Source organism: Nonomuraea sp. NPDC003560, assembly GCF_042878785.1.
Taxonomy (GTDB): Bacteria; Actinomycetota; Actinomycetes; order Streptosporangiales; family Streptosporangiaceae; genus Nonomuraea.
The window spans coordinates 29,676-55,560 of the sequence record NZ_JBIAOF010000007.1; the positions used below are offsets into that span (position 1 = coordinate 29,676).

General features: G+C 71.5%; 19 protein-coding genes. 9 read left to right on the forward strand and 10 right to left on the reverse strand.

What is annotated here, in order from left to right; all coding sequences use genetic code 11:
* Positions 1–15 precede the first annotated feature (15 nt).
* Positions 16–1,197, forward strand: coding sequence for an ROK family protein (locus tag ACFYUV_RS26735; protein ID WP_387673218.1), 1,182 nt, complete (start codon positions 16–18; stop codon positions 1,195–1,197).
* Between the two features lie 24 nt (positions 1,198–1,221).
* Here ACFYUV_RS26735 and ACFYUV_RS26740 read toward each other — a convergent pair whose 3' ends face one another.
* From ACFYUV_RS26740 to ACFYUV_RS26755, 4 genes are all read right to left on the reverse strand, one after another.
* A complete protein-coding gene (locus ACFYUV_RS26740; RefSeq protein ID WP_387672281.1) occupies positions 1,222–2,661 on the reverse strand; it encodes a glycoside hydrolase family 3 protein in 1,440 nt (479 codons plus the stop codon).
* Between the two features lie 75 nt (positions 2,662–2,736).
* Positions 2,737–3,588: a carbohydrate ABC transporter permease gene (locus ACFYUV_RS26745; RefSeq protein ID WP_352352381.1), complete on the reverse strand. Its 852-nt coding sequence runs from the start codon at positions 3,586–3,588 to the stop codon at positions 2,737–2,739.
* Positions 3,585–4,598: a sugar ABC transporter permease gene (locus ACFYUV_RS26750; protein ID WP_357985677.1), complete on the reverse strand. Its 1,014-nt coding sequence runs from the start codon at positions 4,596–4,598 to the stop codon at positions 3,585–3,587. The genes ACFYUV_RS26745 and ACFYUV_RS26750 overlap by 4 nt, the downstream gene beginning before the upstream one ends.
* 2 nt (positions 4,599–4,600) lie before the next feature.
* Complete coding sequence (locus ACFYUV_RS26755) at positions 4,601–5,920, reverse strand: extracellular solute-binding protein (RefSeq protein WP_352323154.1); 1,320 nt, start codon at positions 5,918–5,920, stop codon at positions 4,601–4,603.
* A gap of 137 nt (positions 5,921–6,057) precedes the next feature.
* Here ACFYUV_RS26755 and ACFYUV_RS26760 point away from each other — a divergent pair, with 137 nt between their 5' ends.
* The 3 genes from ACFYUV_RS26760 to ACFYUV_RS26770 all read left to right on the forward strand — a co-directional run bounded on the left by ACFYUV_RS26760 (position 6,058) and on the right by ACFYUV_RS26770 (position 9,035).
* On the forward strand, positions 6,058–7,206 hold the full coding sequence (locus tag ACFYUV_RS26760) for an ROK family transcriptional regulator (protein ID WP_358291887.1): 1,149 nt from the start codon (positions 6,058–6,060) through the stop codon (positions 7,204–7,206).
* 12 nt (positions 7,207–7,218) lie between these two features.
* On the forward strand, positions 7,219–7,875 hold the full coding sequence (locus tag ACFYUV_RS26765) for a M15 family metallopeptidase (RefSeq protein WP_387672285.1): 657 nt from the start codon (positions 7,219–7,221) through the stop codon (positions 7,873–7,875).
* Positions 7,876–7,949: 74 nt separating this feature from the next.
* Complete coding sequence (locus ACFYUV_RS26770; protein ID WP_358291891.1) at positions 7,950–9,035, forward strand: glutamate--cysteine ligase; 1,086 nt, start codon at positions 7,950–7,952, stop codon at positions 9,033–9,035.
* Between the two features lie 20 nt (positions 9,036–9,055).
* Here the strand turns inward: ACFYUV_RS26770 and ACFYUV_RS26775 are convergent, their stop codons facing one another.
* The 4 genes from ACFYUV_RS26775 to ACFYUV_RS26790 all read right to left on the reverse strand — a co-directional run bounded on the left by ACFYUV_RS26775 (position 9,056) and on the right by ACFYUV_RS26790 (position 17,337).
* A complete protein-coding gene (locus tag ACFYUV_RS26775; RefSeq protein ID WP_387672288.1) occupies positions 9,056–9,802 on the reverse strand; it encodes a sulfite exporter TauE/SafE family protein in 747 nt (248 codons plus the stop codon).
* A gap of 70 nt (positions 9,803–9,872) precedes the next feature.
* Entirely contained in the window at positions 9,873–11,687 is a 1,815-nt protein-coding gene (locus ACFYUV_RS26780) for a gamma-glutamyltransferase (protein WP_387673220.1), read from the reverse strand.
* A 91-nt stretch (positions 11,688–11,778) separates the two neighbouring features.
* Positions 11,779–12,504: a GntR family transcriptional regulator gene (locus tag ACFYUV_RS26785; protein ID WP_387672290.1), complete on the reverse strand. Its 726-nt coding sequence runs from the start codon at positions 12,502–12,504 to the stop codon at positions 11,779–11,781.
* A gap of 57 nt (positions 12,505–12,561) precedes the next feature.
* Positions 12,562–17,337, reverse strand: a complete 4,776-nt coding sequence (locus tag ACFYUV_RS26790) for an ATP-dependent helicase (protein ID WP_387672293.1) — start codon at positions 17,335–17,337, stop codon at positions 12,562–12,564.
* Positions 17,338–17,420: 83 nt separating this feature from the next.
* Between ACFYUV_RS26790 and ACFYUV_RS26795 the strand changes: the two genes are divergently transcribed.
* Positions 17,421–17,909 carry a VOC family protein gene (locus ACFYUV_RS26795; RefSeq protein WP_387672296.1) on the forward strand — a complete coding sequence of 163 codons (489 nt, stop codon included), beginning with the start codon at positions 17,421–17,423 and terminating at the stop codon, positions 17,907–17,909.
* A 252-nt stretch (positions 17,910–18,161) separates the two neighbouring features.
* The gene (locus ACFYUV_RS26800) at positions 18,162–18,356 is read left to right on the forward strand and encodes a DUF3046 domain-containing protein (protein ID WP_352352391.1); all 195 of its coding nucleotides are present in this window, start codon (positions 18,162–18,164) and stop codon (positions 18,354–18,356) included.
* A 29-nt stretch (positions 18,357–18,385) separates the two neighbouring features.
* Here the strand turns inward: ACFYUV_RS26800 and ACFYUV_RS26805 are convergent, their stop codons facing one another.
* Complete coding sequence (locus ACFYUV_RS26805; protein WP_387672299.1) at positions 18,386–18,652, reverse strand: hypothetical protein; 267 nt, start codon at positions 18,650–18,652, stop codon at positions 18,386–18,388.
* 784 nt (positions 18,653–19,436) lie between these two features.
* Between ACFYUV_RS26805 and recA the strand changes: the two genes are divergently transcribed.
* Both recA and recX read left to right on the forward strand, forming a co-directional pair.
* Positions 19,437–20,531 carry a recombinase RecA gene (gene recA, locus ACFYUV_RS26810; RefSeq protein ID WP_352323144.1) on the forward strand — a complete coding sequence of 365 codons (1,095 nt, stop codon included), beginning with the start codon at positions 19,437–19,439 and terminating at the stop codon, positions 20,529–20,531.
* Between the two features lie 1,016 nt (positions 20,532–21,547).
* Positions 21,548–23,098 (forward strand): recombination regulator RecX, encoded by a 1,551-nt coding sequence (recX, locus tag ACFYUV_RS26815; RefSeq protein ID WP_387673223.1) that lies wholly within the window; start codon positions 21,548–21,550, stop codon positions 23,096–23,098.
* A 221-nt stretch (positions 23,099–23,319) separates the two neighbouring features.
* Here the strand turns inward: recX and ACFYUV_RS26820 are convergent, their stop codons facing one another.
* Positions 23,320–23,721, reverse strand: coding sequence for an NUDIX domain-containing protein (locus ACFYUV_RS26820; RefSeq protein WP_387672302.1), 402 nt, complete (start codon positions 23,719–23,721; stop codon positions 23,320–23,322).
* A 529-nt stretch (positions 23,722–24,250) separates the two neighbouring features.
* Here ACFYUV_RS26820 and rny point away from each other — a divergent pair.
* On the forward strand, positions 24,251–25,867 hold the full coding sequence (gene rny, locus ACFYUV_RS26825) for a ribonuclease Y (protein ID WP_358291906.1): 1,617 nt from the start codon (positions 24,251–24,253) through the stop codon (positions 25,865–25,867).
* Positions 25,868–25,885 lie beyond the last annotated feature (18 nt).

Here is a 25,885-nt window from a genome sequence, read left to right on the forward strand (position 1 = left end):
ACGGTGGGAATCAGCGTGGAGCGTCGTCCTGGTGTGCCCAGACTTCTCCGGGAGATCAACGATCGGGCCGCACTGGAGCTGTTGCTGGCCACCGGCCCCATGACGAGGGGGCAGATCGGCGACCTGACCGGTCTGTCCAAGGTCACCGCCTCCCAGACGCTCGCGCGGCTGGAGGAGCGCGGCCTGGTCGAGGTGGTGGGCGCGCAGGCGGGCGGCAGGGGGCCGAACGCGGCGCTCTACTCGGTCATCCCCTCCAGCGCGTACGTGGCCGGTCTGGAGGTCGGGCCCGAGCTCATCTCCACCGCCGTCGCCGACATCCACGGCCGCACCATCGCCGAGGTCACCGTCGATCCCGGCGGCCACGACGACCCGGTGGCCGCCGTGCACGGCGCGATCGTCAAGGCGTGCCGCAGCGCGAAGGTCAGCCTGGCCAAGCTGCGCGGCGTGGTGATCGGCACCCCGGGCGTGGTCGATCCGCGCAGCGGCGACGTTCGTTTCTCCTTCGACCTGCCGGGCTGGCACGAGGGCATCCACGAGGCGCTCGCCGGCGACCTGCGGCGCGAGGTGACGATCGAGAACGACGTGAACCTGGCCGCCATCGCCGAGTACGCCGACGGCGCGGCCAAGGGCGTCGACGACTTCGTGCTGGTGTGGGCGAGCCGGGGCCTCGGCATGGCCGTCATGCTGGGCGGCAAGCTCCACCGGGGGCGTTCGGGCAGCGCGGGGGAGATCGGCTACCTGCCGGTGCCCGGCGTGCCGCTGCCGGAGGACATCCGCACCAAGCCGGGCCGGCTGCCGTCGCTGGCGGGCGGCCTGCAGTCGCTGGTGAGCGCCGAGGCGGTGGCCGAGCTGGCCCGCGGCTACGGTTTCACGGCCGACAGCGCCGGCGAGTGCGTCGAGGTCGCGGTGGCGGCCGGGTCCCGCGGTGAGCCGATGCTCGACGAGATCGCCCACCGGCTGGCGCTGGGCGTGGCGGCGGTCTGCGTGATCCTCGACCCGGGGCTGGTCGTGCTGGCCGGGGAGGTGGGCCACGCCGGGGGATCCGCGCTGACCTCCAGGGTGGAGGAGGCCGTGGCGCGGATCTGCCCGGTGCGGCCGCAGGTGGTCACCACGGCGGTCGCCCACGCCAACCCGGTGCTGCGCGGCGCGGTGCTGGCCGCCCTGGACCAGGCGCGCGAAGAGCTCCTCACGCCCTGATCCGGCGGGCCTGGGCTGTTCGCCTCAGGCGGTGATCAGTTCCACGGCGGCCTGGGCGTTGGCCCTGGCCGCCCCGTACGTGGCGATGTAGGCGGCGCTGTCGGGCCGCCAGACGGGCAGGCCCATCTCGATCACCGTCGCGTCCTGGCGGGCCGCCACCAGAGCGGAGACCAGTTCCTGGCTCGCCTGGTAGCGGTGGGCGTCCTTCACCACGATGACCAGCGACCGGTTCGCGGCCTTGGCCAGCAGGGCGGGGACGTCGGCGGCCGCGGGCTCGACGCGGACGATCTCGGCGTCCGGCAGCCACGGCCCCACACCCCATGGCACGTTCCCCACGGCGATCGTGGGCGGGGTGTCCACCTCGATCACCAGGGGTTCCACCAGGGGTTCCGTCTCGCCGGTCAGCCGCACGGCGCGGCGGGCGGCGTGCAGGCCGACCCCGTTCTGCTCGGCCGCGATCACCTCGGGCGTGCCGAACCAGGCCCGCAGCGCTCCCACGCGGTCGGCCGCCTCCTCCAGCCGGGCGGCCGGCAGGCGGCCCTCGGTCACCGCGGCCACGATCTCCCCGATGACCCGCTGGACGTCGTCCTCGCCGGGGATCGGGCCGAGGCAGATCAGGTCCGCCCCGGCCGCGAGCGTGAGCACGGCGCCGTTGGCCAGGCCGACGCTCTTGGTGATCGCGTGCATGTCCAGCGCGTCCGTGATCACCACGCCGTCGTAGCCGAGCTCGCCCCTGAGGAGCCCGGTCAGAGCGGCGGGTGACAGGGTGGCCGGAGTGTCCCCGGTCACCACCGGAACCGCCACGTGGGCGGTCATCACGGTCTTGGCGCCGGACTCGATGGCCGCCCGGAACGGCGCGAGCTCGCGGGCGCGCAGCACGTCCAGGCCGACGTCCACGACGGGCACGGCCAGGTGGGAGTCCACCCGGGTGGCGCCGTGGCCGGGGAAGTGCTTGACGCAGGCGGCCACGTTCACCGACTGCAGGCCGTTGACCGCCGCGACCGTGTGCCTGGCCACCAGCGCCGGGTCGGCGCCGAAGGACCTGGTCCCGATCACCGGGTTGTCGGCCTCGGTGTTGACGTCCGCGCTCGGCGCGAGGTCCAGGTTGATGCCGCACGCGGCCAGCTCGGACCCGATCGCCGCGTAGACCCGGCAGGTCAGGTCCACGTCGTCGACCGCCCCCAGCGCCGCGTTCCCCGGATACGGGCTGCCGACGTGGTAGGCCAGCCTGGTGACGTCCCCGCCCTCCTCGTCGAGCGAGATGACGGGCTCGGCCGAGGCGCGCAACGTCGTGGTGAGCGACCTGACCTGGTCGGGACCGGCGACGTTGAACCCGAAGAGCGTCACGCCGCCCAGGCCGTTGTCCAGCTCACGCAGCACCCAGTCGGGCGCCGTGGTGCCCTGGAAGGCGACGAGCAGCGTGCCGGCCGCGAGGCGACGCAGCCCCCGATCACTCTGACTCATGGCTCCTCATCACTTGAATGAAGGCACGATCGGGTACGGCCCGGACCAGCCGAGCCGTACGAGGATCAGTGCCTGTTACCCCTTCACGGCCCCGGCGGTGAGACCGGCGACCATGCGGCGTTGTACCAGCAGGAAGAAGACGACCACCGGAAGGGTCATCAGGGTGGAACCGGCCATGATCGCGCCCCAGTCGACGCCCTTCTGGCCGAAGAAGTACTGCAGGGCGACCGGCATCGTGTAGCCCTCGGAACCCGACATCAGGTAGAGGGCGAACACCAGATCGTTCCAGGCGGTGATGAACGAGAAGATGCTCGTGGCCACCAACCCCGGCGCGACCAGCGGGAACAGCACCTTCCAGAACGTGGTCAGGCGGCTCGCGCCGTCGATCCAGGCCGCCTCCTCCAGCGTCCGCGGCACCGCGGCCACGAACGTGCGCAACATCCAGATGCCGAACGGCAGCGTCAGCGCGACCTGGGTGATGATCAGCCCGATGAGCTGGTCACCGAGGCCGACCCGCTTGACCATCATGTACAGCGGGATGAGCAGGCCCTCGGCCGGCAACATCTGCACGATCAGCAGGATGACCAGGAACGTGCCACGCCCCTTGAAGCGGAAGCGGGCGATGGCCGTGGCCGACAGCAGCGCGAAGACCGAGCCGATGAGCACGGTGCCGAGCGCCACGATCGCGCTGTTGCGCATGTAGAGCCAGATGGAGTTGTTCGCCACGCCCTCGGTCAGCACCCGCGCGAAGTGGTCGAAGGTGAAGTGCGTCGGGAACGGGATGAACTCCGTCGTGAAGATCTGGTCGTTCTCCTTGAAGCCGGTGGAGACCATCCAGTAGACGGGGAAGACCGCGTAGAGGAAGACCAGCACACCGGCCGTGTTCAGGAGGATCTTCCCGAGCTTCTTGCGGGCCAGCGCGTTCACATCTCCTCCTGCTTCACGATCTGCCGGACGTACGCGACGGTGATGATGAGCAGGATGATCGTCAGCACGATGGAGATCGCCGCGCCCGTGCCCAGCTTCTGCGGGGGCTTGAACGCCTCCGCGACCGCGTACATCGACAGGTTGAAACCGTCGCGGTTGGTCGGGCCGTTCATCAGCACGTAGAGCTGGCTGAAGACCTTGAAGTCCCAGATGATCGACAGGATCGTCAGGACGGCGAAGACCGGCTTGAGCAGCGGCAGGGTGATCTTCCTGAACGTCCGCCACGCCCCCGAGCCGTCGACCTTGGCCGCCTCGTACAGCTCGGACGGGATGCCCTTGAGCCCGGCCAGCACCGAGACCGCGATGAACGGGAACCCGGCCCACACCACGCACACGATCAGCGCGACGTAGAGCGGGAAGGTGTCGTTGAGCCAGGGGGTGCCCGTCCAGTCCTGCTGGCCGGCGGGTGGCGCGGCCAGCCAGTCGGGCAGCAGGTTGAGCAGCCAGTTCACGATGCCGGACTCGGCGTCGAAGAGCGAGCGCCAGATGACGCCCTGCGCGACCGGCGGCACGGCCCAGGCGAACATGCACCCGATGACCACGAACAGGGACATCTTCTTGCCGAGCTTGTTCAGCAGCACGCCGACCGCGGTGCCCACGATCAACGTGAGGCTGACGGCGACGAAGGCGAACACCACGGTGTTGCGCAGAGCCGACCAGAAGATGTCGTTGGAGAGGACCTTGTTGAAGTTGTCCAGGCCCACCCATTCGGCCGGCTTGCTCCCCCTGATCTGCGCGAGCCCGACCTTCTGGAAGGCCATCACGCCGAGCTGGAACATCGGGTACAGCAGCAGTCCCGCGATGACCAGCAGACCGGGGATGAGCAGCACGTACGGGATGCTCCACGTGGGCATCCCGGTGGCCTTGACGGGCCCGCCGCCCTTCTTACGGCGGCGCCCCGGGGCGGGGGACGAGCCCCTGCCCCGGGTGACCGTAGTCGTGTTCGCCATCGTTACTGGTTCAGGATCTCTTCGAGTTCCTTGTTGGCGTCAGCGAGAGCCGTGGTGGTGTCCTTCTTGCCCTCGATGACGGCGCGCGCCGCGTTCTGCAGCACGGCCTTGGTGGCGTCGGCCTCGGCCCAGTTCGGGTCGGCCGGGAACGCCTTGGCCTTGGCGAAGGCCTGGGCGAACGGGCCCTGCGCCGGGTCCTCGTTCAGCGCCGCCAGGGTGTCGGGGTAGACCGGCAGCAGGCCGCCCTCCTTGGCGTAGCGGTCGGCCCAGGTCTTGCTGGTGGCGAGCTTGATGTACTCCTTGCCGAGGTCGGCCTCCTTGGTGCCGCCCCACAGCGCGATGTCGTTGCCGCCGAAGAAGGACGGGGCCAGGCCGCCGGTCTTGGCGGGCAGCGGGAAGAAGCCGAGCTTGTCGCCCTTCAGCTTGCCCTTCGAGTCCTCCTCGATGCCGGGCAGGTCCCAGCCGGCGGTGAGGTACATCGCCACCTTGTTGTTGGCGAAGCGCTTGCGGATGTCGACGGTGTTCAGCGTCAGGTTCGCCTTGCTGGACAGGCCGCCGGTGACCAGACCGGTGTAGGTCTCGAAGCCCTTCTGGAAGCCGGGGTCGGTCAGCTTGCCGACCCACTTGTCGCCCTCCTTGACGGCGAACTCGCCGCCCTCGGACCAGGCGAACGCGGCCAGCAGGTGGTTGGCGTCGGAGCCGCCGTTGAAGGCGAAGCCGTCGACGCCGGCGCCCTTCTCCTTCTGGATCTTCTTGGCCGCGGCGACGAGCTCGTCCCAGGTCTTGGGAACCTCGATCTTCAGGTCGGCGAACCAGTCCTTGCGGTAGAGCACCGCGCGGGCGCCGGCGCCCCACGGGATGCCGTAGATCTCGCCGTCGACCGTCTCGTAGCCGTAGAGGTTCTCGGGGATCTGGGCCCGGTCGCCCTCACGCGCGATGTCGGTGATGGGGGTGAGCGCGTCCTGGCTCTGCCACATCGGGACCTGGTCGTTGCCGATCTCGGTCACGTCCGGGCCGGTGCCGGTCGCGGCGGCGGCGAACTTGTCCGCCACCTGCGGCCACGGGATCCACTCAAGCTTGACCTCGGCGCCGGTCTGCTTCTTGAACTCGGCGTTGAGCTCTTCCATGTACTTGGCGGCGGCGGGGTTGCTGTCGCCCAGACGCCACACGCTGAGCGTCTTGCCCGCGAACTTCGGGCCACTGGAAGCGGGGGCGGCCGCGCTGGACGACGGCTTCGGCTCCTCGCTTGACCCACAGGCGGCCAGGCCCAGGGCCAGGGCGGCCGTGGTGACCGTAGTGGCTGTGATCTTCGCGATCCTCACAGGGTTCTCCCTTCCCGGGTGCTGGCCTACGGTCCGCACCAGGCTGATCGTCAAATGCCGAACGACGCTGTTAAACTAACAAGAAACTTTCTTAAAAGAAACGCTCGTTAGCCATTCGTGACGAGAGGGGTGCGGTAATGAGTCGAAGCCCGGGGATCCCCCGGCTGCTGCGCAGGTTGAACGACCGCTCGGCACTTGAACTCCTCCTCGCGGACGGTCCGCTGACCCGCGCCGAACTGGGGGAGCGAACGGGGCTATCCAAGGTAACCGCAGGTCAGCTGCTCGCTCGACTCGAAGAACGGGGCCTGGTGGAGGTCGCGGGCGAGCGCGCCGGCGGCCGGGGACCGCACGCCGCCCTGTACGCGGTGGTTCCGTCGAGCGCGTACGTCGCCGGGCTGGAGGTGCTGCCCGACAGTCTCACTGTGGGTGTGGCGGACATCACAGGTAAAATCGTTGTCGAGGTGACGGTCAACCCGTCCGACGCCCGCGATCCGGTGAAGGCGGTCCACTCGGCCGTCCAGCGGGCCTGTGCCACGGCCAGCGTCGAGCTCTCCCAGCTCCGCTCGTTCGTCATCGGCACCCGCGGCGTCGTCGATCCCCGCAGCGGTGACGTGCGCTGGTCCTACGACCTGCCCGACTGGCACGTCGGCGTGCTGGCCAGCCTGCGCCAGACCCTCGGCGGCTCGGTGACGATAGAGAACGACGTCAACCTGGTCGCCCTGGCCGAGAGCCGCTACGGCGCCGCCGTCGGCCACGACGACTTCGTGGTCATCTGGGCCGGCGTCGGCCAAGGTCTGGGCGTCATGCTCGGCGGCCGGCTGCACCGGGGGATCACCGGCGGCGCGGGCGAGATCGGCTGGCTGCCGGTGCCGGGCGAGCCGCTGCCGTCCGACGTCTCGCAGCCGCAGTCGGGCTCGTTCCAGCGCCTGGTGGGCCACGACGCCCTGCGCGGCCTGGCCGGCGAGCACGGCGTGATCGGCTACACCGTGCCCGACCTGGTCCGCAACGGCGACGAGGACTACCTGGACGAGGTGGCGGGCCGCCTGGCCGTGGGCGCGGCGGCCGTGGCCGTCGTGCTCGACCCCGGGCTGATCGTGCTCAGCGGCGACGTCGGCCGGGCCGGCGGCGAGCGGCTGGCCGCCAAGGTCGAGGAGGCCGTGGCCCGCGTGTGCCCGAGCCAGCCGACCGTGGTGACCACCAGGGTGACCGGCAACGCGGTGCTGCGCGGGGCCATGGTCGCGGCCCTGGAACAGGCCCGGGAGCAGGTTTTCTCCGACACTGTGTGAGAATTTCTGCCCATGTGGCAGCTCGACACCGACGTAGTCCTCATCTCCGACCCGCGCGTCTCGGCGGTCCCCGTCCGCGAGTGCGGTGAGCCGCTGGCCGACGTGCGCGGGCGGCTGCGGATCGACACGCGGCTGGCCGACGCCGACGGCGCGTACGCGCACCTGCGGGCGGGGCTGCTCGACCGGCTGGAGCGGGCCGAGAGCTCGTTGCCCGACGGCTTCCACCTGCTGATCGTCGAGGGATACCGGCCCATCGCCACGCAGCGGCGCATCTTCGAGGGGTACCGCGAGGAGCTCCTCACCACTTATCCCGACATGACGCCTGACGAGTCCTATATCGCGGCGAGTCGTTATGTGTCCCCCGTCGAGGTCGCCCCCCACACCGCCGGCGCCGCCGTCGACCTGACCCTGTGCGCCCCCGACGGCACCGAGTACGACATGGGCACCCAGGTCAACGACAACCCCGAGGAGAGCGGCGGCGCCTGCTACACGGCCGCCGCCGGCATCCCGGCGCAGGCCCGCGCCCACCGCAAGATCCTGGCCGCCGCCCTGGAGCCCGTGGGCCTGGTCAACTACCCGACCGAGTGGTGGCACTGGTCGTACGGCGACCGCTACTGGGCCATGTCCACCGGCGCCCCCGCTGCCCTGTACGGTCCTGCCCCCTTCTAGCCAGGTTTTCCCCCGGCAGCGGCACGGGCACAACCTGTGGCGGAGGCTCTTCGGACTCCCCCAGCGAGGTGTGCATGGTTCCGTTGATCGGGATCGAAGAGGAATACCTCGTCGTCGATCCCCGCACCCGCCACGTGTCCCCCCGGGCGGCCGAGGTCCTGGCCGCCGCGACGGACATGCTCGACGTGGCCCACGAGATCACCCGTTTCCAGGTGGAGGCCCGTACGCCGCCCTCCGCCGACCTCAGTGAGCTGGGCTCCCAGCTCCGGGCAGCACGGAAGGAGGTGTCCGAGGCGGCCCGGTCCTGCGGCCTGGCGGTCGTGGCCAGCGGAATCCCGGTGCTCGGCAACGTCATGCCGCCGCCGCTCACCGACGACCACCGCTATCAGCAGGGCAAGGAGCTCTATCGGGCGTTGCAGGACGAGATCAGCATCTGCGCGCTGCACGTGCACGTCGACGTACCGGACGAGGAGATCGCCGTCTACGTCGGCAACCATCTCAGACCCTGGCTGCCGACGCTGATCGCGCTGGCCGCCAACTCGCCGTTCTTCGTGGGCCGCGACACCGGCTACGCGTCCTGGCGGGTGATCAGCTGGGGGCGGTGGCCGGTGTCCGGGGCGCCGCCGTACTTCCCGACGTTCGGCGACTACGAACTGGCGCTGCGTGCGCTGTCGGAGTCGGGCGCGCTGATGGACCCCAAGACGGTCTTCTGGGACACCCGTCCGTCGCCGAGGCTGCCGACGGTCGAGATCAGGGTGGCCGACGTTCCGCTCGACGTGAGCGACAGCCTGACGATCATCGGCCTGATCCGGGCCCTGGTCGTGACCGCGTTGCGAGAGGTGGCGCGCGGCGACCGCGGGCTGCCGATCCCGTCGGAGGTGCTGCGGGCCGCCTACTGGCGGGCCGCCCGGGACGGCCTGGTCGGCGACAGCCTCGACGTGCGGCACGGAACGCTCGTGCCCGCCACGGTGATGGCCCGCCGTCTGTTCGGCCACGTGAGCGCCGCGCTGGCCGAGGCCGGCGACCTGACCTTCATCGAAGAGGGCCTGGAACGGCTGCTGAGCAAGGGCTCCGGGGCGGTGCGCCAGCGGCGTGTGCACGCCCGGGGCAACGACCTGACCGACGTGGTCGATGACCTGATCGAGGCCACCGTCGCCTGAACCGCCCGTTCGACGCTGCTTCACCGCAGCGCGAGCACCGCCGCCACGCCGAGGCCGAAGGTCACGACGACGCCGCGCAGCACGTTCGGCGGCATGAGCCGGGCCACGCGGGTGCCGAGGAAGCCACCCGCCAGGCTGGCCGGCGCCACCACCGCCACGGCCTGCCACTCCACCGGGCCGAACAGCGCGAACGCCACCACCGACACCGTACTGACGACCAGCGACAACGCGGCCCGTACGGCGTTGACCCGGTGCAGGTCGTCGTGCAGGAACATGCCGAGCACGGCCAGCAGCAGCACGCCCATCCCGCCGTTGAAGTATGCGCCGTAGCAGCCGCCCAGGAACACCCCGGCGTACACCAGCCTGCTGGGAGGCTGCCCGGCCGCGCCGCCGAAGCGGTCCTTGAGCCACGGCTGGGCCAGCAGCGCGAGGCTGGCGAAGGTCACCAGCCACGGCACCAGCGAGTCGAACAGCCGGCCCGGCGTGAGCAGCAGCAGCGAACAGCCCGCCACGGAGCCCGCCACGGTGGCGGCCGACAGCGCCGTCACCCTGCGCCGCTGCCCGCGCAGCTCGGCACGGTAGCCGACGACGCCGCCCAGGTAGCCGGGCCACAGGGCCACCGCGTTGGTCACCGACGCGGTGACGCCCGGGTAGCCGAACGCCACCAGCGCCGGGAAGGAGATCAGCGTGCCGCCCCCGGCCAGAGCGTTGACCGCCCCCGCCAGCAACCCGGCCCCCACCAGAAAGACCAGCTCCCCAGCCGTCACCACCCCACCCCCAGCCTCGACGCGCGGCCGGCGGTGGTTCTCGCGTTCAGGCGGGACGTGCGGTTGCCGGTCATCGGCCCGCCGCGTAGCCCTGGGCGCCGCGGGGGTTGGCGGCGGCCCGCAGGAAGGCGCCGTCGCGGGCCACCGCGCTCAGCCTGCCGAGCGACCACGGGCCCTCGGCCTCGACCTCGTGCCCGCGCCGCCGCAGCTCGGCCACCACCCCCGGGTCGAGCCGCTCCTCGACGTGCAGCACCCCGGGACGCGAGCCACGCGGGAAGAACGAGCTGGGGAAGTGCGCGGAATGGAACATGGGCGCCTCGATCGCCTCCTGGAGGTTCAGCCGCCCGTGCACGACGGCCAGGAAGAAGTTGACACTCCACTGGTCCTGCTGGTCGCCGCCCGGCGTGCCGAAAGCCAGCCACGGCCTGCCGTCCCGGGTGGCGAACGACGGCGACAGCGTGGTGCGCGGGCGCGCGCCGGGCCGCAGCGAGGCGGGCAGCCCCTCCTGCAGCCAGAACATCTGCGCCCTGGTGCCCAGGCAGAAGCCGAGCTCGGGGATCGTGGGGGAGCTCTGCAACCAGCCGCCGCTGGGCGTGGCCGAGACCATGTTGCCGAACCGGTCCACGACGTCCACGTGACAGGTGTCGCCCCGCACCGCGCCGTCCGGCGTCACCGTCTGCTCACCGGCGCCGGTCAGGGGGCGCGGGCGGCCGGTCGGCGGTGCGTCGTGGCGGGCGACCGTCGGCTCCCCGATGCCCGGACGAACGGGCGCCGGAATCGCGGGGGAGAGGGCCGCCGCGCCGGGCGGGAGGACCGGCAGCCGCGGCTCCCGGCCGCCGGGCGCGCCCGGCCGCAGCTCCAGGCTGGCCTCGGTCCCGATCAGCCGCCGCCGCTCTTCGTTGTACGCCGCGCTCAGCAGGTCGGCCATGGGGACGTCCGCGTCGCCGTACCAGGCTTCGCGGTCGGCGAAGGCGAGCTTGGCCGCCTCGGTCACCACGTGCACGTAGTCGGCGTCCAGGAAGCCGGCGGCGTCGAGGTCGAACCCGGACAGCAGGGCGAGCTGCTGCAGGAAGACCGGCCCCTGCCCCCAAGGTCCCGTCTTGTACACGGTGTGCCCGCGGTAGTCGAAGCTCACCGGCTCCTCGACCATGGCGGACCAGCGGGCCAGGTCGTCCCCGGTGAGCAGGCCGCCGTGGACCTCGCCCGAGCTGTCCCGCCAGGCGGTGCCGGTGCTGAAATCGGCGACGGCCTCGGCGACGAAACCCTCGTACCAGGCATGCCGGGCGGCGGCGAGCTGACCTTCGCGGGTGCCCGAGGCGGCCTCGGCCTCGGTGACCAGCCTGCGGTAGGTCGCCGCTAGCACCGGGTTGGCCAGCCTCGAACCGGGCGCGGGCACCCGGCCGTCCGGCAGCCAGGTGGCCGCCGACGTGGGCCAGTCGTGCCTGAACAGCTCCTCGACCGTGCCGATCGTGGCGGCGATCCGGTCGAGCACCGGCACGCCGCGCTCGGCGTAGTGGATCGCCGGGGCCAGCACCTCGGCCGGCGACCAGGTGCCCCAGCGCTCCAGCAGCAACATCCAGCCGCCGAACGCGCCGGGCACCGTCGCCGCCAGCAGACCCGTGCCGGGGACGACGTCCAGCCCCATCGCGGCGAAGCGCTCGACGGTCGCGGCGGCGGGGGCCACGCCCTGGCCGCACACCGCCGAGACCTTCTGCTCCTCCTCGCTCCACAGCAGGATCGGCACCTCGCCGCCGGGGCCGTTCAGATGCGGTTCGGCGACCTGGAGCACGAACCCGGCCGTCACCGCCGCGTCGAAGGCGTTGCCGCCGCGCTCCAGCACGCCCATCCCGGCCGCCGAGGCCAGCCAGTGGGTGCTGGCGACCATGCCGAAGTCGCCCGTCAGCTCGGGTCTGGTGGTGAACAACGGTCTCTCCTCCGGGGGGACGGTTCAGGAGAATGTATACAATCCCCGCGCCTCACCCGTGCTGCGGGGTACCGGTTGCCGCCTGCGCGTCCTTGTTGTCCGTGTTGTTCGGGTGGTTGGCCGTACGGGGCACAGCCGCGAGGAACGACCGGCGGGCGGCGGCGACGTGCGCGATCGCCCTGGCCTGGGCCTCGTCCTCGTCGCCCGCCGCGATGGCCTCGCACAGGCTCAGGTGTTCGGTCCAGGAGTGCGGCCCCCGGGCGGCGGCGGTCTGGCTGAAGACCCACTGCGCCCGCAGCACCATCGGCTTCATCATCAGGTTGAGGTAGGAGTTGCCCGCCGCCTCGCCCACGGCCAGGTGGAAGGCGGTGTTGAGCTCGGCCACCGCCGCCGGTCGCCCGGCCGCCACGGCCTCCCCGGCCGCGTCGAGGATCCGGCGCAGCCGCGCGACGGCCTCGGGGCTGCGTTTGCGTGCCGCCAGCCGGGCGGCCAGGCCCTCGACCGCCATGCGCACGTCGAAGAGCTCCTCGCCCTCCTCGGCCGTCAGCCGCGCGACCGTCGCGCCGACCCGGGGGACGACCTCGACGAACCCTTCGGCCGCCAGCACCCGGATGGACTCGCGCACGGGGTTGCGCGACACGCCGAGCAGCGCGGCCAGCCGATCCTCGACCAGCCGCTCTCCCTGCGCCAGCTCACCGGACAGGATGCGACGACGCAGCTCCTCGGTGACCTCGCCCAGCAGCGTCGTACGCCCCGCGCCCCGCATCACATCAGCCATATGGCCGCCCATCGTATACAAATCCGTGGACGGCCGAGCGCCCGCCACCGCCGACTGTCAGGCGCGTAGGCGCAGCCCCCGGGGGGTCGGATGGAACCCGGCCGCCTCCAGAGCGGCCGCCAGCGGCGATTCCACGATGGACGTGCCGTCGGCCCGCTCCACCGTCAGCTTGCCGAGCGCCCCGTCGCGTACGGCCAGCGCCAGCGCGTCGACCGCCGGTTGCAGCCGCTCGTCGTCGGCGAACGACAGCAACGTCTTGCCGCCCCGCTCCACGTACAGGACGAGGTAGCCGTCCACGAGCACGACCAGCGCGCCCGCCTTCCTGCCTGGCTTGTGCCCGACGTCGCCGGGACGTTGCGGCCAGGGCAGCGCGGCCCCGTACGGACTGGCCGGGTCGGCGGCGGCCAGCACCACGGCCCGCCGCCCGGACCCGCCCCGGCCGCCTTGACCGGGCATCCCGGCCTCCCCGCCCCGGTCGAAGCCGCCGCCACCGGACCGCGAGCTCCGGCCGCCCTCTCCGCCGCCGAACCCCCCGCCCGAGAGACCGAACCCCCCGCCGCCGGGCCGGCCGGTCTCCCAGGCGGGGGCCTCGGGCGGCGAACCGAAGCCCTCGCCCGGCCCACCGCCGGTCGGTGCGACGCTCGGGGTCATGGCGCGCATCCGGTCGACCGCGCCCGCCAGCGCGAACTGCGCGCCTCCCAGCCCCTCGACGAAGTACCCCCGGCGGCACCGCCCGCTCTCCTCATAGGCGCGAAGCACCTGGTAGACAGGCGTGAACCCGCCGGGCAGCCGTTCGGAGGTCACCGCCCCGCGCGTCACCACGCCGTGCCGTTCGAGCAGCACCTCGGCCTGCGCGTGCGCCCGCTGCGTCGCGTCGTCGGCCGGACCGGGCAGCAGCCACCACCGCCCGGCCACGGTCGGCGGCCCGCTCCTCGACGGCAGCACGGCCCGGCGCCGCCGCGTCGTGGCGGGCCGGTGCGCGGGACGCCCGGTGCCCAGCGTGGCCCGCAGCGGCGCGAGCGTGTCGCCGGAGACCCGGCCCGACCACACCAGATCCCACAACGCCGAGACCAGCGTCGCGTCGTCGAGCGCCCCGCCCTGGGCCCCGAGCTGGTCGGAGATGCCCCGGAAGAACAGCGCGCCCCCGCCGCCCAGCAGGTCGAGCACGCGCTCGTGCAGCGGGGTCATCGTGATCTCGGCCGGGTCGGGCAGCAGCAGCGGCGCGGTGTCGGCGAAGTAGAGCGACACCCATCCGTCGCCGCCGGGCAACGACCCCTGCCCCACCCACATCACCTCGCCCGACGAGGTCAGCTCGTCGAGCAGCGCCGGATGGTAGCCGGGCACCCGCGAGGGCAGCACCAGCGTCTCCAGTGCGGACGCCGGCACCGCGGCCCCCTGGAGCTGCTCGACGGATCGCACCAGCGCGTCCATCGCCCGGGCCGCCCCGGCCCGCGAACCGTCGGACGACGTGCCAGAACCGGTGATGCCGTGCCAGGCGGGCAGGAAGCGGGCCAGCGTCTCGGGCGCGACCGGCTCGACCTCTTTGCGCAGCCGGGCCAGCGACCTGCGGCGCAACATCCGCAGCACCCCGGCGTCGCACCACTCCTCGCCACGGCCGCCCGGCCGGAACTCGCCGTTCACCACGCGCCCCGAGGCGGCCAGCCGCCGCAGCGCGTCGGTCACCACGGCCGCGCCGAGCCCGAACCTGGCGGCGGCGGTGCCGGCGTGGAAGGGCCCGCGGGTGCGGGCGTGCCGGGCCACCAGGTCGGCCAGCGGGTCGGGCACCGGCTCCAGGAACACGTGCGGCACCCCCACGGGCAGCGGCACGCCGAGCGCGTCGCGCAGCCGGGCGGCGTCCTCCACGGCCGCCCACTGCTCCTCGCCCGCGATGCGCACGCGGATGGCCCGGCGCGCGCGTTCGAGCTCCTCCAGCCAGGACGGGTCGCCGCCGCGCACGCTCACGTCGGGCGTCAGCAGCGGCCCGTGCGAACGCAGCAGGTCGGCCAGGTCTTCGGCGTCGCGCAGCGGCCGGTCGAGCCGGGCCAGCTCGCGCTCGCTGCTCACGATCACGTCGGGGTCGAGCAGCTCGCGCAGGTCGGCCTGGCCGAGCAGCTCGGCCAGCAGGGTGGTGTCCAGGGCCAGGGCCTGCGCGCGGCGTTCGGCCAGCGGCGCGTCGCCCTCGTACATGAACGCGCCGACGTAGTGGAACAGCAGCGACGCGGCGAACGGCGAGGCCTGCGACGTCTCGACCTCCACCACCCGGATCCGCCGGGCCGCGATGTCGCGCATGAGCTGGACCAGCCCCGGCACGTCGAACACGTCCTGGAGGCACTCGCGCATCGTCTCCAGCACGATCGGGAACGAGGCGTACTGGGAGGCCACGCCCAGCAGATGGGCGGCCCGCTGGCGCTGCTGCCACAGCGGGCTGCGCCGGCCAGGCACGCGGCGCGGCAGCAGCAGCGCCCGCCCCGCGCACTCCCTGAACCGGGAGGCGAACATCGCCGACCCGCCCAGCTCCTCGGTGACGATCTGCTCGATCTCCTCGGCGTCGAACGCCGCCACGTCGGTGGGCGGCTCGGCCAGCGTGTCGGGGATGCGCAGCACGATGCCGTCGTCGGAGTGCACGGCCTGCACGTCGATGCCGTAACGCTCGCGCAGCCGCCGGTTGATCGCCAGCGCCCAGGGCGCGTGCACCCGCGCGCCGTAGGGGGAGTGGATCACCACCCGCCAGTCGCCCAGCTCGTCGTGGAAGCGCTCGACCAGCAGAGTACGGTCGTCGGGCACGTAGCCCGTGGCCTCGCGCTGCTCGTCGAGGTAGGCCAGCAGGTTGCTCGCGGCGAACTCGTCGAGCCCCGCCTCCCTGATGCGGTCGGTGGAACCCTGCTTGGCCTGCTCCCGCAGGAACTGCCCGATCGCCCGGCCCAGCTCGGCCGGCCGCCCGGCCGTGTCGCCGTGCCAGAACGGCAGCTTCCCCGGCTGGCCGGGAGCGGGCGAGACCAGCACCCGGTCGGCCGTGATGTCCTCGATCCGCCACGACGTCGCGCCCAGCACGAACACGTCGCCCACCCGCGACTCGTAGACCATCTCCTCGTCGAGCTCGCCCACCCGGGACGCCTTCTCACCCACGAGGAACACGCCGAACAGGCCGCGGTCGGGGATCGTGCCGCCGTTGGTCACGGCCAGCCGCTGCGCACCGGGCCGCCCCTGCAGGGCGCCGGTGACGCGGTCCCAGACGATGCGCGGCCGCAGCTCGGCGAACTCCTCGCTCGGGTAGCGGCCGGCCAGCATGTCGAGCGTCGCCTCCAGCGCGCTGCGCGGCAGGGTGGCGTAGGGGGCGGCCCGCTTGACCACGGTCTCCAGCTCGTCGACGGTCCACTCGTCGAGCGCGGTCATGGCCACGATCTGCTGGGCCAGCACGTCGAGCGGGTTACGCGGGTAGCGCAACTCCTCGATCTGCCCGCCGCGCATGCGCTCGGCCACCACGGCCGTCTGGACGAGGTCGCCCCGGTACTTGGGGAAGATCACCCCTCGGGAGACAGCGCCCACCTGGTGGCCGGCCCGGCCGATGCGCTGCAGCCCGCTGGCCACGCTCGGCGGGGCCTCCACGCACGCCACCAGGTCGACCGCGCCCATGTCGATGCCCAGCTCCAGGCTGGAGGTGGCGACCACGGCGGGCAGCCGCCCCGACTTGAGCGCCTCCTCGATCTGGGCCCGCTCCTCCTTCGACACCGAGCCGTGGTGGGCCCGGACGATCTCGCTCACCACGCCCTTGCTCGCCCCCGCCTGCGCCATCGTCTCGGCGGGCATGCGCCTGGACGGCGGGGGCTCCTGGTCGTCCTGCGGCGGCGTCTCCCAGATCGACAGGTCGATCGCCTCCGGCCCCTGCCGCCGCGTGTAGGCCAGCTCGTTGAGCCGGGTACACAGGCGCTCGGCCAGCCGCCTGGAGTTGGCGAACACGATCGTCGAGCTGTGGGACTCGATCAGGTCGAACAGGCGGTCTTCCACATGAGGCCAGATCGACCGGCTGGACGACGGCTCGACCTGCTCGGGATCGGGCGCCCCCGCCATCTCCGTCATGTCCTCGACCGGGACGACGACCTCGATCTCGATGCGCTTGTCGGACGGCGGCTGCACCACCGTCGCCGGACGCGTGCCGCCGAGGAAGGCCGCCACCTCGCTCACCGGCCGCACGGTCGCCGACAGCCCCACCCGCTGGGCCGGACGCTCCAGCAGCGCGTCGAGCCGCTCCAGGCTGAGCGCCAGATGGGCGCCGCGCTTGGTGGCCGCGACCGCGTGCACCTCGTCGACGATCACCGTCTCGACGTCGCGCAGCGCGTCGCGCGCCTGGCTGGTGAGCAGCAGGAACAGCGACTCGGGAGTGGTGATCAGGATGTCGGACGGCTTGGCGGCGAACCGCCTGCGCTCCTCGGCCGGGGTGTCGCCGGAGCGGATCGCCACCGAGATCTCCGGGACGGGCAGCCCGAGCCGGCGCGCCGTCTGCCTGAGCCCGGCCAGCGGCGCGCGCAGGTTGCGCTCGACGTCGACGGCCAGCGCCTTGAGCGGCGACACGTAGAGCACGCGGGTGCCCGGCTTGCGCCCCTTCGCGGCACCTTCGCCCGGTGCCTGATCGGCCGCCCGCGCCGCGAGCCGGTCGAGCGACCACAGGAACGCCGCCAGCGTCTTGCCCGACCCCGTGGGGGCGACGACCAGCGTGTTGTCGCCGCGCGCGATCGACTCCCACGCGCCCTCCTGGGCCGCCGTGGGCGCCTGGAAGGCGCCGGCGAACCATTGCCTGGTCACCTGGGTGAAGTGGTCTAGCGAGCTCACCAGCACATACTGCCTCGCGCCACCGACAGAAAACGCATTCGAGCGGCGCCGGGTGATTGAGTGGGGGTCAAGGCGGACATACAGCGACCGTGACCATTGATTATGCCGCCGTCGAGACCCGACGCGCACAGTTGAGAAGCCAGTACGCCTTACCGCACCGGCCGTCGAGCAGCGCCCGTGGCCTGCACCACGTGGCCATGTTGTCGTCCGATGTGGAACGGACCATCAAGTTCTACCAGGAACTGCTGGAGTTCCCGCTGACGGAGATCATCGAGAACCGCGACTACAAGGGTTCGAGCCACTTCTTCTTCGACATCGGCAACGGCAACCTGCTCGCGTTCTTCGACTTCCCGGGGCTCGACCTCGGCCCGTACCAGGAGGTGCTCGGCGGGTTGCACCACGTGGCGATCTCCGTCGACCCCGCCACCTGGGAGCGGCTGCGCGGCAAGCTGGAGATGGCCGGCGTGCCGCACCAGATCGAGAGCGGCGCCTCCATCTACTTCAAGGACCCCGACGGCGCCCGCCTGGAGCTGCTCGCCGACCATCTCGGTGAGATGTACGGTGCGCGAGTTCTGTGACGGTTCGTCCCGGCTCAGCGCCGTGACGCCCTGCGCGTACGCGGCATGCCCGCACGCGGCTCCTGCCTGATTCCCGCGTGCCGCTCCGATCGCTGTCCCTTCTCCTTCTGGACGGCCTGCCGCATCGCGAGTAACAGCCGGCGGCGCCGCACTCTGTTGGCCTTGGTCCTGGCGGTCTTCGGGGGTGAAGACTTGGGGGTCTTTGGCATGCGGATGTCTTACCCACACCTGACGCGATTCCATACTTGGTCCATGCGCCTGACCGAGTTCTGGAGACGGATGAACGTCCATTTCGGCGAGACCTATGCCGAGTCGTGGGCCCGCGACTACGTGATCGCCCCGCTGGGCGGCCGTACCGTCATCCAGGCGCTGGCCGACGGCGAGAGCGCCAAGACCGTGTGGCGGGCCGTGTGCCAGGTGGAGGACGTCTCGCCCGGGCTACGCTGAACCCCCAGGTCGGGGACGTTCCCTCCGGGCTACGTCGAGCCCAGCGTCCGGCGGAGCGCGTCCGCCGTGGCCTCCAGGTCGTCCGCGCTGCCCTGGCCGCCCGGCGACCACAACAACGTCCAGCCCCCGCTGGAGGGGGTGGCGAAGATGATCGTCTGGCGGCGCGTGCGCGGATGCCACACCCACAGCACCGGATCGTCACCGCCGACCATGCGGCTGACCAGCCCCCGATGGGGCAGCAACTCGGCGAGCGCCTCCAGAAGGGTGCGTCGTTCCCCGGTGTAGCCACTCGCCACTTCGCCGCCTCCCAGCCAATCCCCTGCATGGGAGTCTCCCCAGCTCACGGCGTATGACAACACGTCGGCGGCAACCCGCGCGGGAGATCACGAACGCCCTCGCCTCACGTGTCCCCGGTGCCTCCCTGGCCCCGGTGCCCGCGCTCCCCGCGCCGGTGGGGAGAGCGTCCGTGGACATCTCCCCACGCGGCGATCCGCATCCTTCAGGACGGCTCAGGTCCGCGCTCTCCGGGACGAGCCGGATTCGTGTTCTCCGGGACGGGCCGGAGCTGCGGTCTTTGGGACGGGCTGGATTCGTGTTCTCCGGGACGAGCCGGAGCCGGGTTCTTCGGGACGGGCTGGATTCGTGTTCTCCGGGACGAGCCGGAGCCGGGTTCTTCGGGACGGGCCGGAGCCGCGTTTTCCCGGGCGGGTCAGATGCCGCTCGTCCGCGAGGGACAGGCGTTCGTCGGACCCGGACCCAGGCAGCCGCCCATGCGAGGGCACCCCATCACCTCCGCCCGCCGCGCCCGATCCCACGGCCGCGACCCCCCGGGCAGACCCCACGGCCAATCGGCCGGCAACCACCATGAACGCGAGCGACGTCCGAGCATCGGCCTCGCCCTCCTCTGAACACGCGCGCATGCATCCCAGCAGCGTGTTCGTGATGTGATCGAACAGCCGTTCGGCTACGATGAACCTGCCGAACCCGGCCACGCCTTCCCCGACCGTCTCAGAAAATGTCGGTGGCAGGCCGTAGCTTTCACTCGACTGATCGGACCACGACCCTCCAGAGGGAGCTCCCATGGCTATCAACGACCGCGAGAAGGCCCTCGAGACCGCGCTCGCTCAGATCGAGCGGCAGTTCGGCAAGGGCTCCGTCATGCGACTGGGCGACGACGCCCGAGCCCCCATCGAGGTGATCCCCACCGGGTCGATCTCCCTTGACGTGGCCCTCGGCATCGGCGGCCTCCCGCGTGGGCGCATCGTCGAGATCTACGGCCCCGAGTCCTCGGGCAAGACCACGGTCGCCCTGCACGCGGTGGCCAACGCCCAGCGGGCCGGCGGCATCGCGGCGTTCATCGACGCCGAACACGCCCTTGACCCCGAATACGCCAAGAAGCTGGGCGTCGACACCGACGCCCTGCTGGTCTCCCAGCCCGACACCGGTGAGCAGGCGCTCGAGATCGCCGACATGCTGATCAGGTCCGGCGCGGTGGACATCATCGTCATCGACTCGGTGGCCGCCCTGGTGCCCAAGGCCGAGATCGAGGGCGAGATGGGCGACAGCCACGTCGGCCTCCAGGCCCGCCTCATGTCCCAGGCCCTGCGCAAGGTCGCCGGCGCGCTCAACAGCACCGGCACCACCGCGATCTTCATCAACCAGCTCCGCGAGAAGATCGGCGTCATGTTCGGCAGCCCCGAGACCACGACCGGTGGTAAGGCGCTCAAGTTCTACGCCTCCGTCCGCATGGACATCCGCCGCATCGAGACCCTGAAGGACGGCACGGAGGCGGTCGGCAACCGCACCCGGGTCAAGGTCGTCAAGAACAAGATGGCCCCGCCCTTCCGCGTCGCCGACTTCGACATCCTCTACGGCGTGGGCATCTCCCGCGAGGGCGGCCTCATCGACATGGGCGTCGAGCACGGCTTCGTCCGCAAGTCGGGCGCCTGGTACACGTACGAGGGCGACCAGCTGGGCCAGGGCAAGGAGAACGCGCGTAACTTCCTGAAGAACCACCCCGACATGGCCAACGAGATCGAGAAGAAGATCAAGGACAAGCTCGGAGTCGGTCCGAAGCTCGACACGCCCGCCGAGCCCGCCGCCGCCGTCCCGGCTCCCGCCGCCGCGCCTTCGGGTCGTGGCTCGAAGTCCACCCCCAAGCCGGGTGACGTCTGATCGGTCGGCGCATGAGTGACAGGGATCCGTCGCAGGCGCCCCGTTCCCAGGACTGGGGCGCATGGCCCGACCTCCCCGCCTCGGGGGAGCGCAGAAAGCGCGGACCCCGCGGCTCCCGGGCCACCCCCTCCGACCCGACGTCCACGTCCACCACCCCCGAACCGCCGACCTGGGCCACCCCGGCCGAGTCGGTGTCCGGGGCCGCCACCCCCGAGCCGGTGACCCGGCGGACTACCGGCCGTCCGGCCTCGGGCAGGGGCTCACGTGGCGCCGACCTGGCCCGGTCGGCCGCGGACGGCTGGCCGTCGGTAGACGAATGGCACGAACAACGCGCCCGCCTCCGAGCCGCCGCCTCCGAGTCGACCACCTCTGACGACGACCACTCGCCGACCACCCACACCAGGGCAGATGACCCGGCTCCCCACGACGGGCTGGCCGACGCCGCCGATCCCGCCGGGGCCGCCGGCATGGAGGGCATGGCCGTCCACGCCCAGGCGGACGCTGCGGTCGTTCACCACGAAGCGGACGACGTGGTGGTTCGCGACGATACGGACGACGTGATCGTCCCTACGCACATGGACGACGTGGTCGTCTCTGCGGACATGAACGACGTGGTCGTCTCTGCGCAGGTGGACGACGAGGGCGTGTCGGGCTGGGGTGCGGGCGGGCAGGCCGTTGTCGTGCCCCCGGCGTGGGGCCCCGGCCGGGAGATGGCCGCGCCGACCTTCCACTGGCCGGGCGAACCCCGCTCCCAGGCCGACGAGAGAGATACGGGCTCGACTCGCGAAGCCGACGGGAGCCTGAGCAATAAGGCTGCGGTCGGGCTCAGCGAAGGGGCGCCCGTCGTCCCGAGCGATGAGGCTGACGTTGGGCCGCGCAGAAGGGCGGGCGTTGTGCCGGAAGGCGACGCCGATGTTGGGCTGGGCGAAGGAGCTGGCGTCACTCCGGGCAGTGAGGCCGATGTTGCGCTGAGCGGTGAAGCGGGTTTCGGGTTCAGGCCGCGTAGTGAGGTGTTCATGACGTGGCCGGGCGCTGAGCATGGAGATCCGGCTGGCCGGCCCTCTCCCGGCCGGCTCCACTCGGCCGCCCCCAGCGCCCAGGACGACGAAGCCGCCCCCGACGGCAGCCCGCCTGATCGCGGCCGAGCTGGTGGGCGAGGCAGTGGCCGGACCGGCGGCCGGGCCCGGGGACGGGGATCCCGAGGGCGCTCGGACGAGGGCGCCGACGCGCCGATCTTCGTCTGGCCGGGCGAGCGTAAGACTCCTGCCGACCGCAGCGGTGTCCCGGACTTGCCTGCCGAAGACGGCCGTACCGAACCGGCCCGTAAGGGCAGTTCCGGAAGGCGTAAGAAGAAGGCCCAGATCGACGAGGGATCCGCCGGAAGCTCCCTGGACGAGCTGGGCGATCATGACGGCGAGGGCGCTGCCGGGGGTGCTGGGCGGCGCACGAGCAGGCGGAGGGCTCGGGACGGCGAGGGTTTCTCTGGAAGCCCTTCGGATGAGCTGAGTGGCCATGATGGCGAGGATGCTGCCGGCCTTGCTCCGCGGCGTACGAGCGGGCACGGAGATCAGGAGAGTGAGGAAAGCTCCGGGGCGCGGCCGGCTGGGCTGAGTGGTCAGGATGACGACAGTGTCACTGAGGAGCGCCTGCGGGAACGGGAAGATCCGTACGAGCCCGGCGGCGTTGGCGGAAGCCCGGAGGGCGAGGCTTCCTCCGAGGTGAAGCGCGGCGCCGATGAGTGGCATTCTGAGGTGCTGGCCGGAAGCAGCTGGTTCGGCGATGAGCAGGACGCGGGTGGGAGGAAGCGTTCAGGCAAGGGGCGCCGGACAGGCGGCCGGGGCGCTGGACGAGGGAGCGGCAGGGGGAGCGGACGCTTCGGGAGAGGCGCGAGCGGCCGTGGCGGCCCGCCGTCCGACGGGACGCCGTCTGACGGGCCAATGCGCGACGGGCCGCTGCACGACGGGCCGCTGCACGACGGGCCGCTGCACGACGGGTCATCGCATGGCGGGCCGTTGCATGGCGGACCGTTGCCTGATGGGCCGGACGTCGGCAGTTCCGCTGCGGCGGCGCCCGCGGCGGACCCGGAGTCCGTTGCGCGGGCCATCTGTCTTCGGCTGCTCACCATGGCTCCCAAGACGCGGGCGCAGCTCGCCGAGGCCCTTCGTAAGCGGGACGTACCGGATGAGGCTGCCGGAAAGGTGCTTGATCGGTTTGTCGAGCTCGGGCTGATCAATGACGAGGCGTTCGCGGAGGCATGGGTCGATTCCCGGCACCACGGTCGGGGCCTCGCCAAGCGTGCGCTCGCGGCCGAGTTGCGCCATCGGGGTGTGGACACCGAGACCGTGAAGGAAGCCGTGGAGCGCCTGGACTCCGACCAGGAGGCCGAGACGGCCCGCCGGCTGGTGGACCGTAAGCTCGCCTCCACCCGATCTCTCGACTCGCAGACCCGTACGCGGCGTCTGGCCGGCATGCTCGCCCGCAAGGGGTACTCGTCGGGGCTGGCGTACCGGGTGATCCGGGAGGCTCTCGAACAGGAGGGCATCGACCTGGAGGACGACTTCTCCTGATTCACCAGGGTCCTCCACCTGACCCGCCACCAGGTCCAAAGCCTGTCACGCTCAGGGCTCAGAGAGGAGGGGGGCTGGGGGTCTGCCTCCGGGGCTGGACCCCGCTCCCGCTCGGGGCTTGGGAGGCGGCCTGGAGGTCTGTCGCCGGTTCGGACTTCAGGGAAGCCGAAGGGGGCCGTCGGTCTGCCACCGAGTTCAGAGCTTGAGGAGACCCGGGTGGGTTAGGGGAGTTGGTTGGTTCGGTGGAGGTGGTCGAAGATGAATTGGTCGACCGGGGATACGCGGTTGCGGTCGGCGTAGGTGAGCCAGGTGATTTCTTCGATCTCGTTGCCGGGTGTCGGGACTCCGTGGTGCTCGGCGGTGTAGCAGGTCATCCGTACGGTGACGCCGTCGGGGTGGCCGTGTGCCTGGGCGTGGAAGGTGCCCAGGTGGGTGGCGGTGGCCGGGATGATGGTGATGGAGAGTTCCTCGTCGATCTCGCGGATCAGCGTGTCGAGGTCGGTTTCGCCGGGCTCGCGTTTGCCGCCCGGGAGGTAGTAGGCGTTCTTGCCTCGTGAGCGGGTGCTGAGGATCTTGTTGTTGTCCAGGTGGATCCAGGCGATCTTGTCGATGAGGTTGTTCACCGTGTGCTCCTGTTGGGGTGGGCGAGCCGGGCGTCGGGCGTTCGAAGAGTTTCTCGCGGGCGACGGGGGACGTAGGGCTTGGGGTGCCCGTCGGAGGCCTACGGTTTCCCGGCCGGTGGTCGCTGGGTGCGGGTTGTGGGCTTTGTCTGGGCAATGGGGGTTGGAGAGGTGCGGGTGGGGGACAAATGGGGGTGATCGTGGGTTATGTGGTTGATTGGGGAGATGCGGGCCCGTAAGACACGCTTGAGGACGCGTTTGCTTGCTCGTGACCTGTTCGACGCATAACCTCGACGGCAGTGAGGAGTTACTCCGCGCAGCGCGGATTGCCATACCGGTGAACGACGGACGAACGAGCTCGGTTGATCGAGGCAGGCGAGGTGTCGGCTATGGGGGCCGATGCCCGGTCCGCCTTGGCCTGACATCGGTCCTGGAGACGACGCCGACCGGGCTTTCCGCGGCGCGCACGTGACCCCTCCCGTTTTGGGTCCGCGTTATGAGGTGTTGACGACGCGAGGAGGGCGGGGCGCGCATGCAGCCGCTTGTCGTGGTGCTGATGGTGGCGGTGCTCGTGCTCGCGTTCGGGATGATCGTGGCGCTGCTCGTCGTCATACGCCGTACCTCTAGCGGTTTGCCCCGGAAGTCCGAGCCGAGCCCTGAGCAGGTGGAGGCCGTACACACGGAGCTTGAGGAGGCGCGGGAGCGGGCCAGGGAGATCCGCGCCAAGGCGGAGAGCGACGCCGAGGAGCTCCTGCGCAGGTCGGAGAGCGCCGTCGAGAGCGCCGCGCAGATGCGGCGGGAGGTCGAGGAGGAGAGCCGGATCCTGAAGTCCGAGCTCAAGGAGCTCCGGACCGATCTCGAACGCAGGGAGGCCAGGCTGGCCGAGCGCGAGCAGCGGCTCGACGAGGAGGCCAGGCGGCAGTCCGAGCGGGACAGGAAGCTGGCCGAGACCGAGGTCGAGCTGGCCGACCGGCGCGAGGAACTGCTCCAGGTCGAGGACGAGCGCCGGGTGATCCTGGAACGGGTCGCCGGGCTGACGGGCGAGCAGGCCAAGTCCGAGCTGGTCAAGGAGATCGAGAACCAGGCCAAGCGCGAGGCGGCGCTGATCATCAGGGAGATCGAGGGCGAGGCCCGCAAGGAGGGCGAGAAGCGGGCCACCAAGATCGTGACGCTGGCGGTCCAGCGGGTGGCGGCCGAGCAGACGGCGGAGTCGGTCGTCAGCGTGCTGCACCTGCCCGGCGACGAGATGAAGGGCCGGATCATCGGGCGCGAGGGACGCAACATCCGGGCGTTCGAGTCGACCACCGGCGTGAACCTGATCATCGACGACACGCCGGAGGCGGTGTTGTTGTCATGTTTCGACCCGGTGCGCAGGGAGACGGCGCGGCTCACGCTGGAGAAGCTGGTGCTGGACGGGCGCATCCATCCGCAGCGCATCGAGGAGGCGCACGACCGCAGCCGCCAGGAGGTCCAGGACCTCTGCGCGCGGGCCGGCGAGGACGCGCTGGTCGAGCTGGGCATCACGGACATGCATCCCGAGCTGACACTGCTGCTCGGACAGCTTCGATACCGCACCTCCTACGGTCAGAACGTGCTGAAGCACCTCATCGAGTCCGCGCACATCGCCGGGATCATGGCGGCCGAGCTGAAGATGAACCAGCAGCTCATGAAGCGGTGCGCGCTGCTGCACGACATCGGCAAGGCCCTCACGCACGAGGTCGAGGGCAGTCACGCGCTGATCGGCGCCGAGATCGCCCGCCGGTACGGCGAGCAGGAGGACGTGGTGCACGCCATCGAGGCGCACCACAACGAGGTCGAGGTGCGTACGGTCGAGGCGGTGCTCACGCAGGCGGCCGACGCCATCAGCGGCAGCCGTCCGGGGGCGCGCAGGGAGTCGTTGGAGGCGTACGTCAAGCGGCTGGAGCGGCTGGAGGAGATCGCGCAGTCGTACGAGGGCGTGGAGAAGGTGTTCGCCATGCAGGCCGGGCGGGAGATCCGGGTCATGGTCAAGCCGGACGCGATCGACGACATCCAGGCGCAGGTGATCGCCCGGGACGTGGCCAAGCAGGTCGAGGAGGAGCTGACGTACCCGGGGCAGATCCGGATCACGGTGGTGCGCGAGTCCCGCGCCACCGAGTTCGCCCGCTGACCCCGAGGAGACCACCCG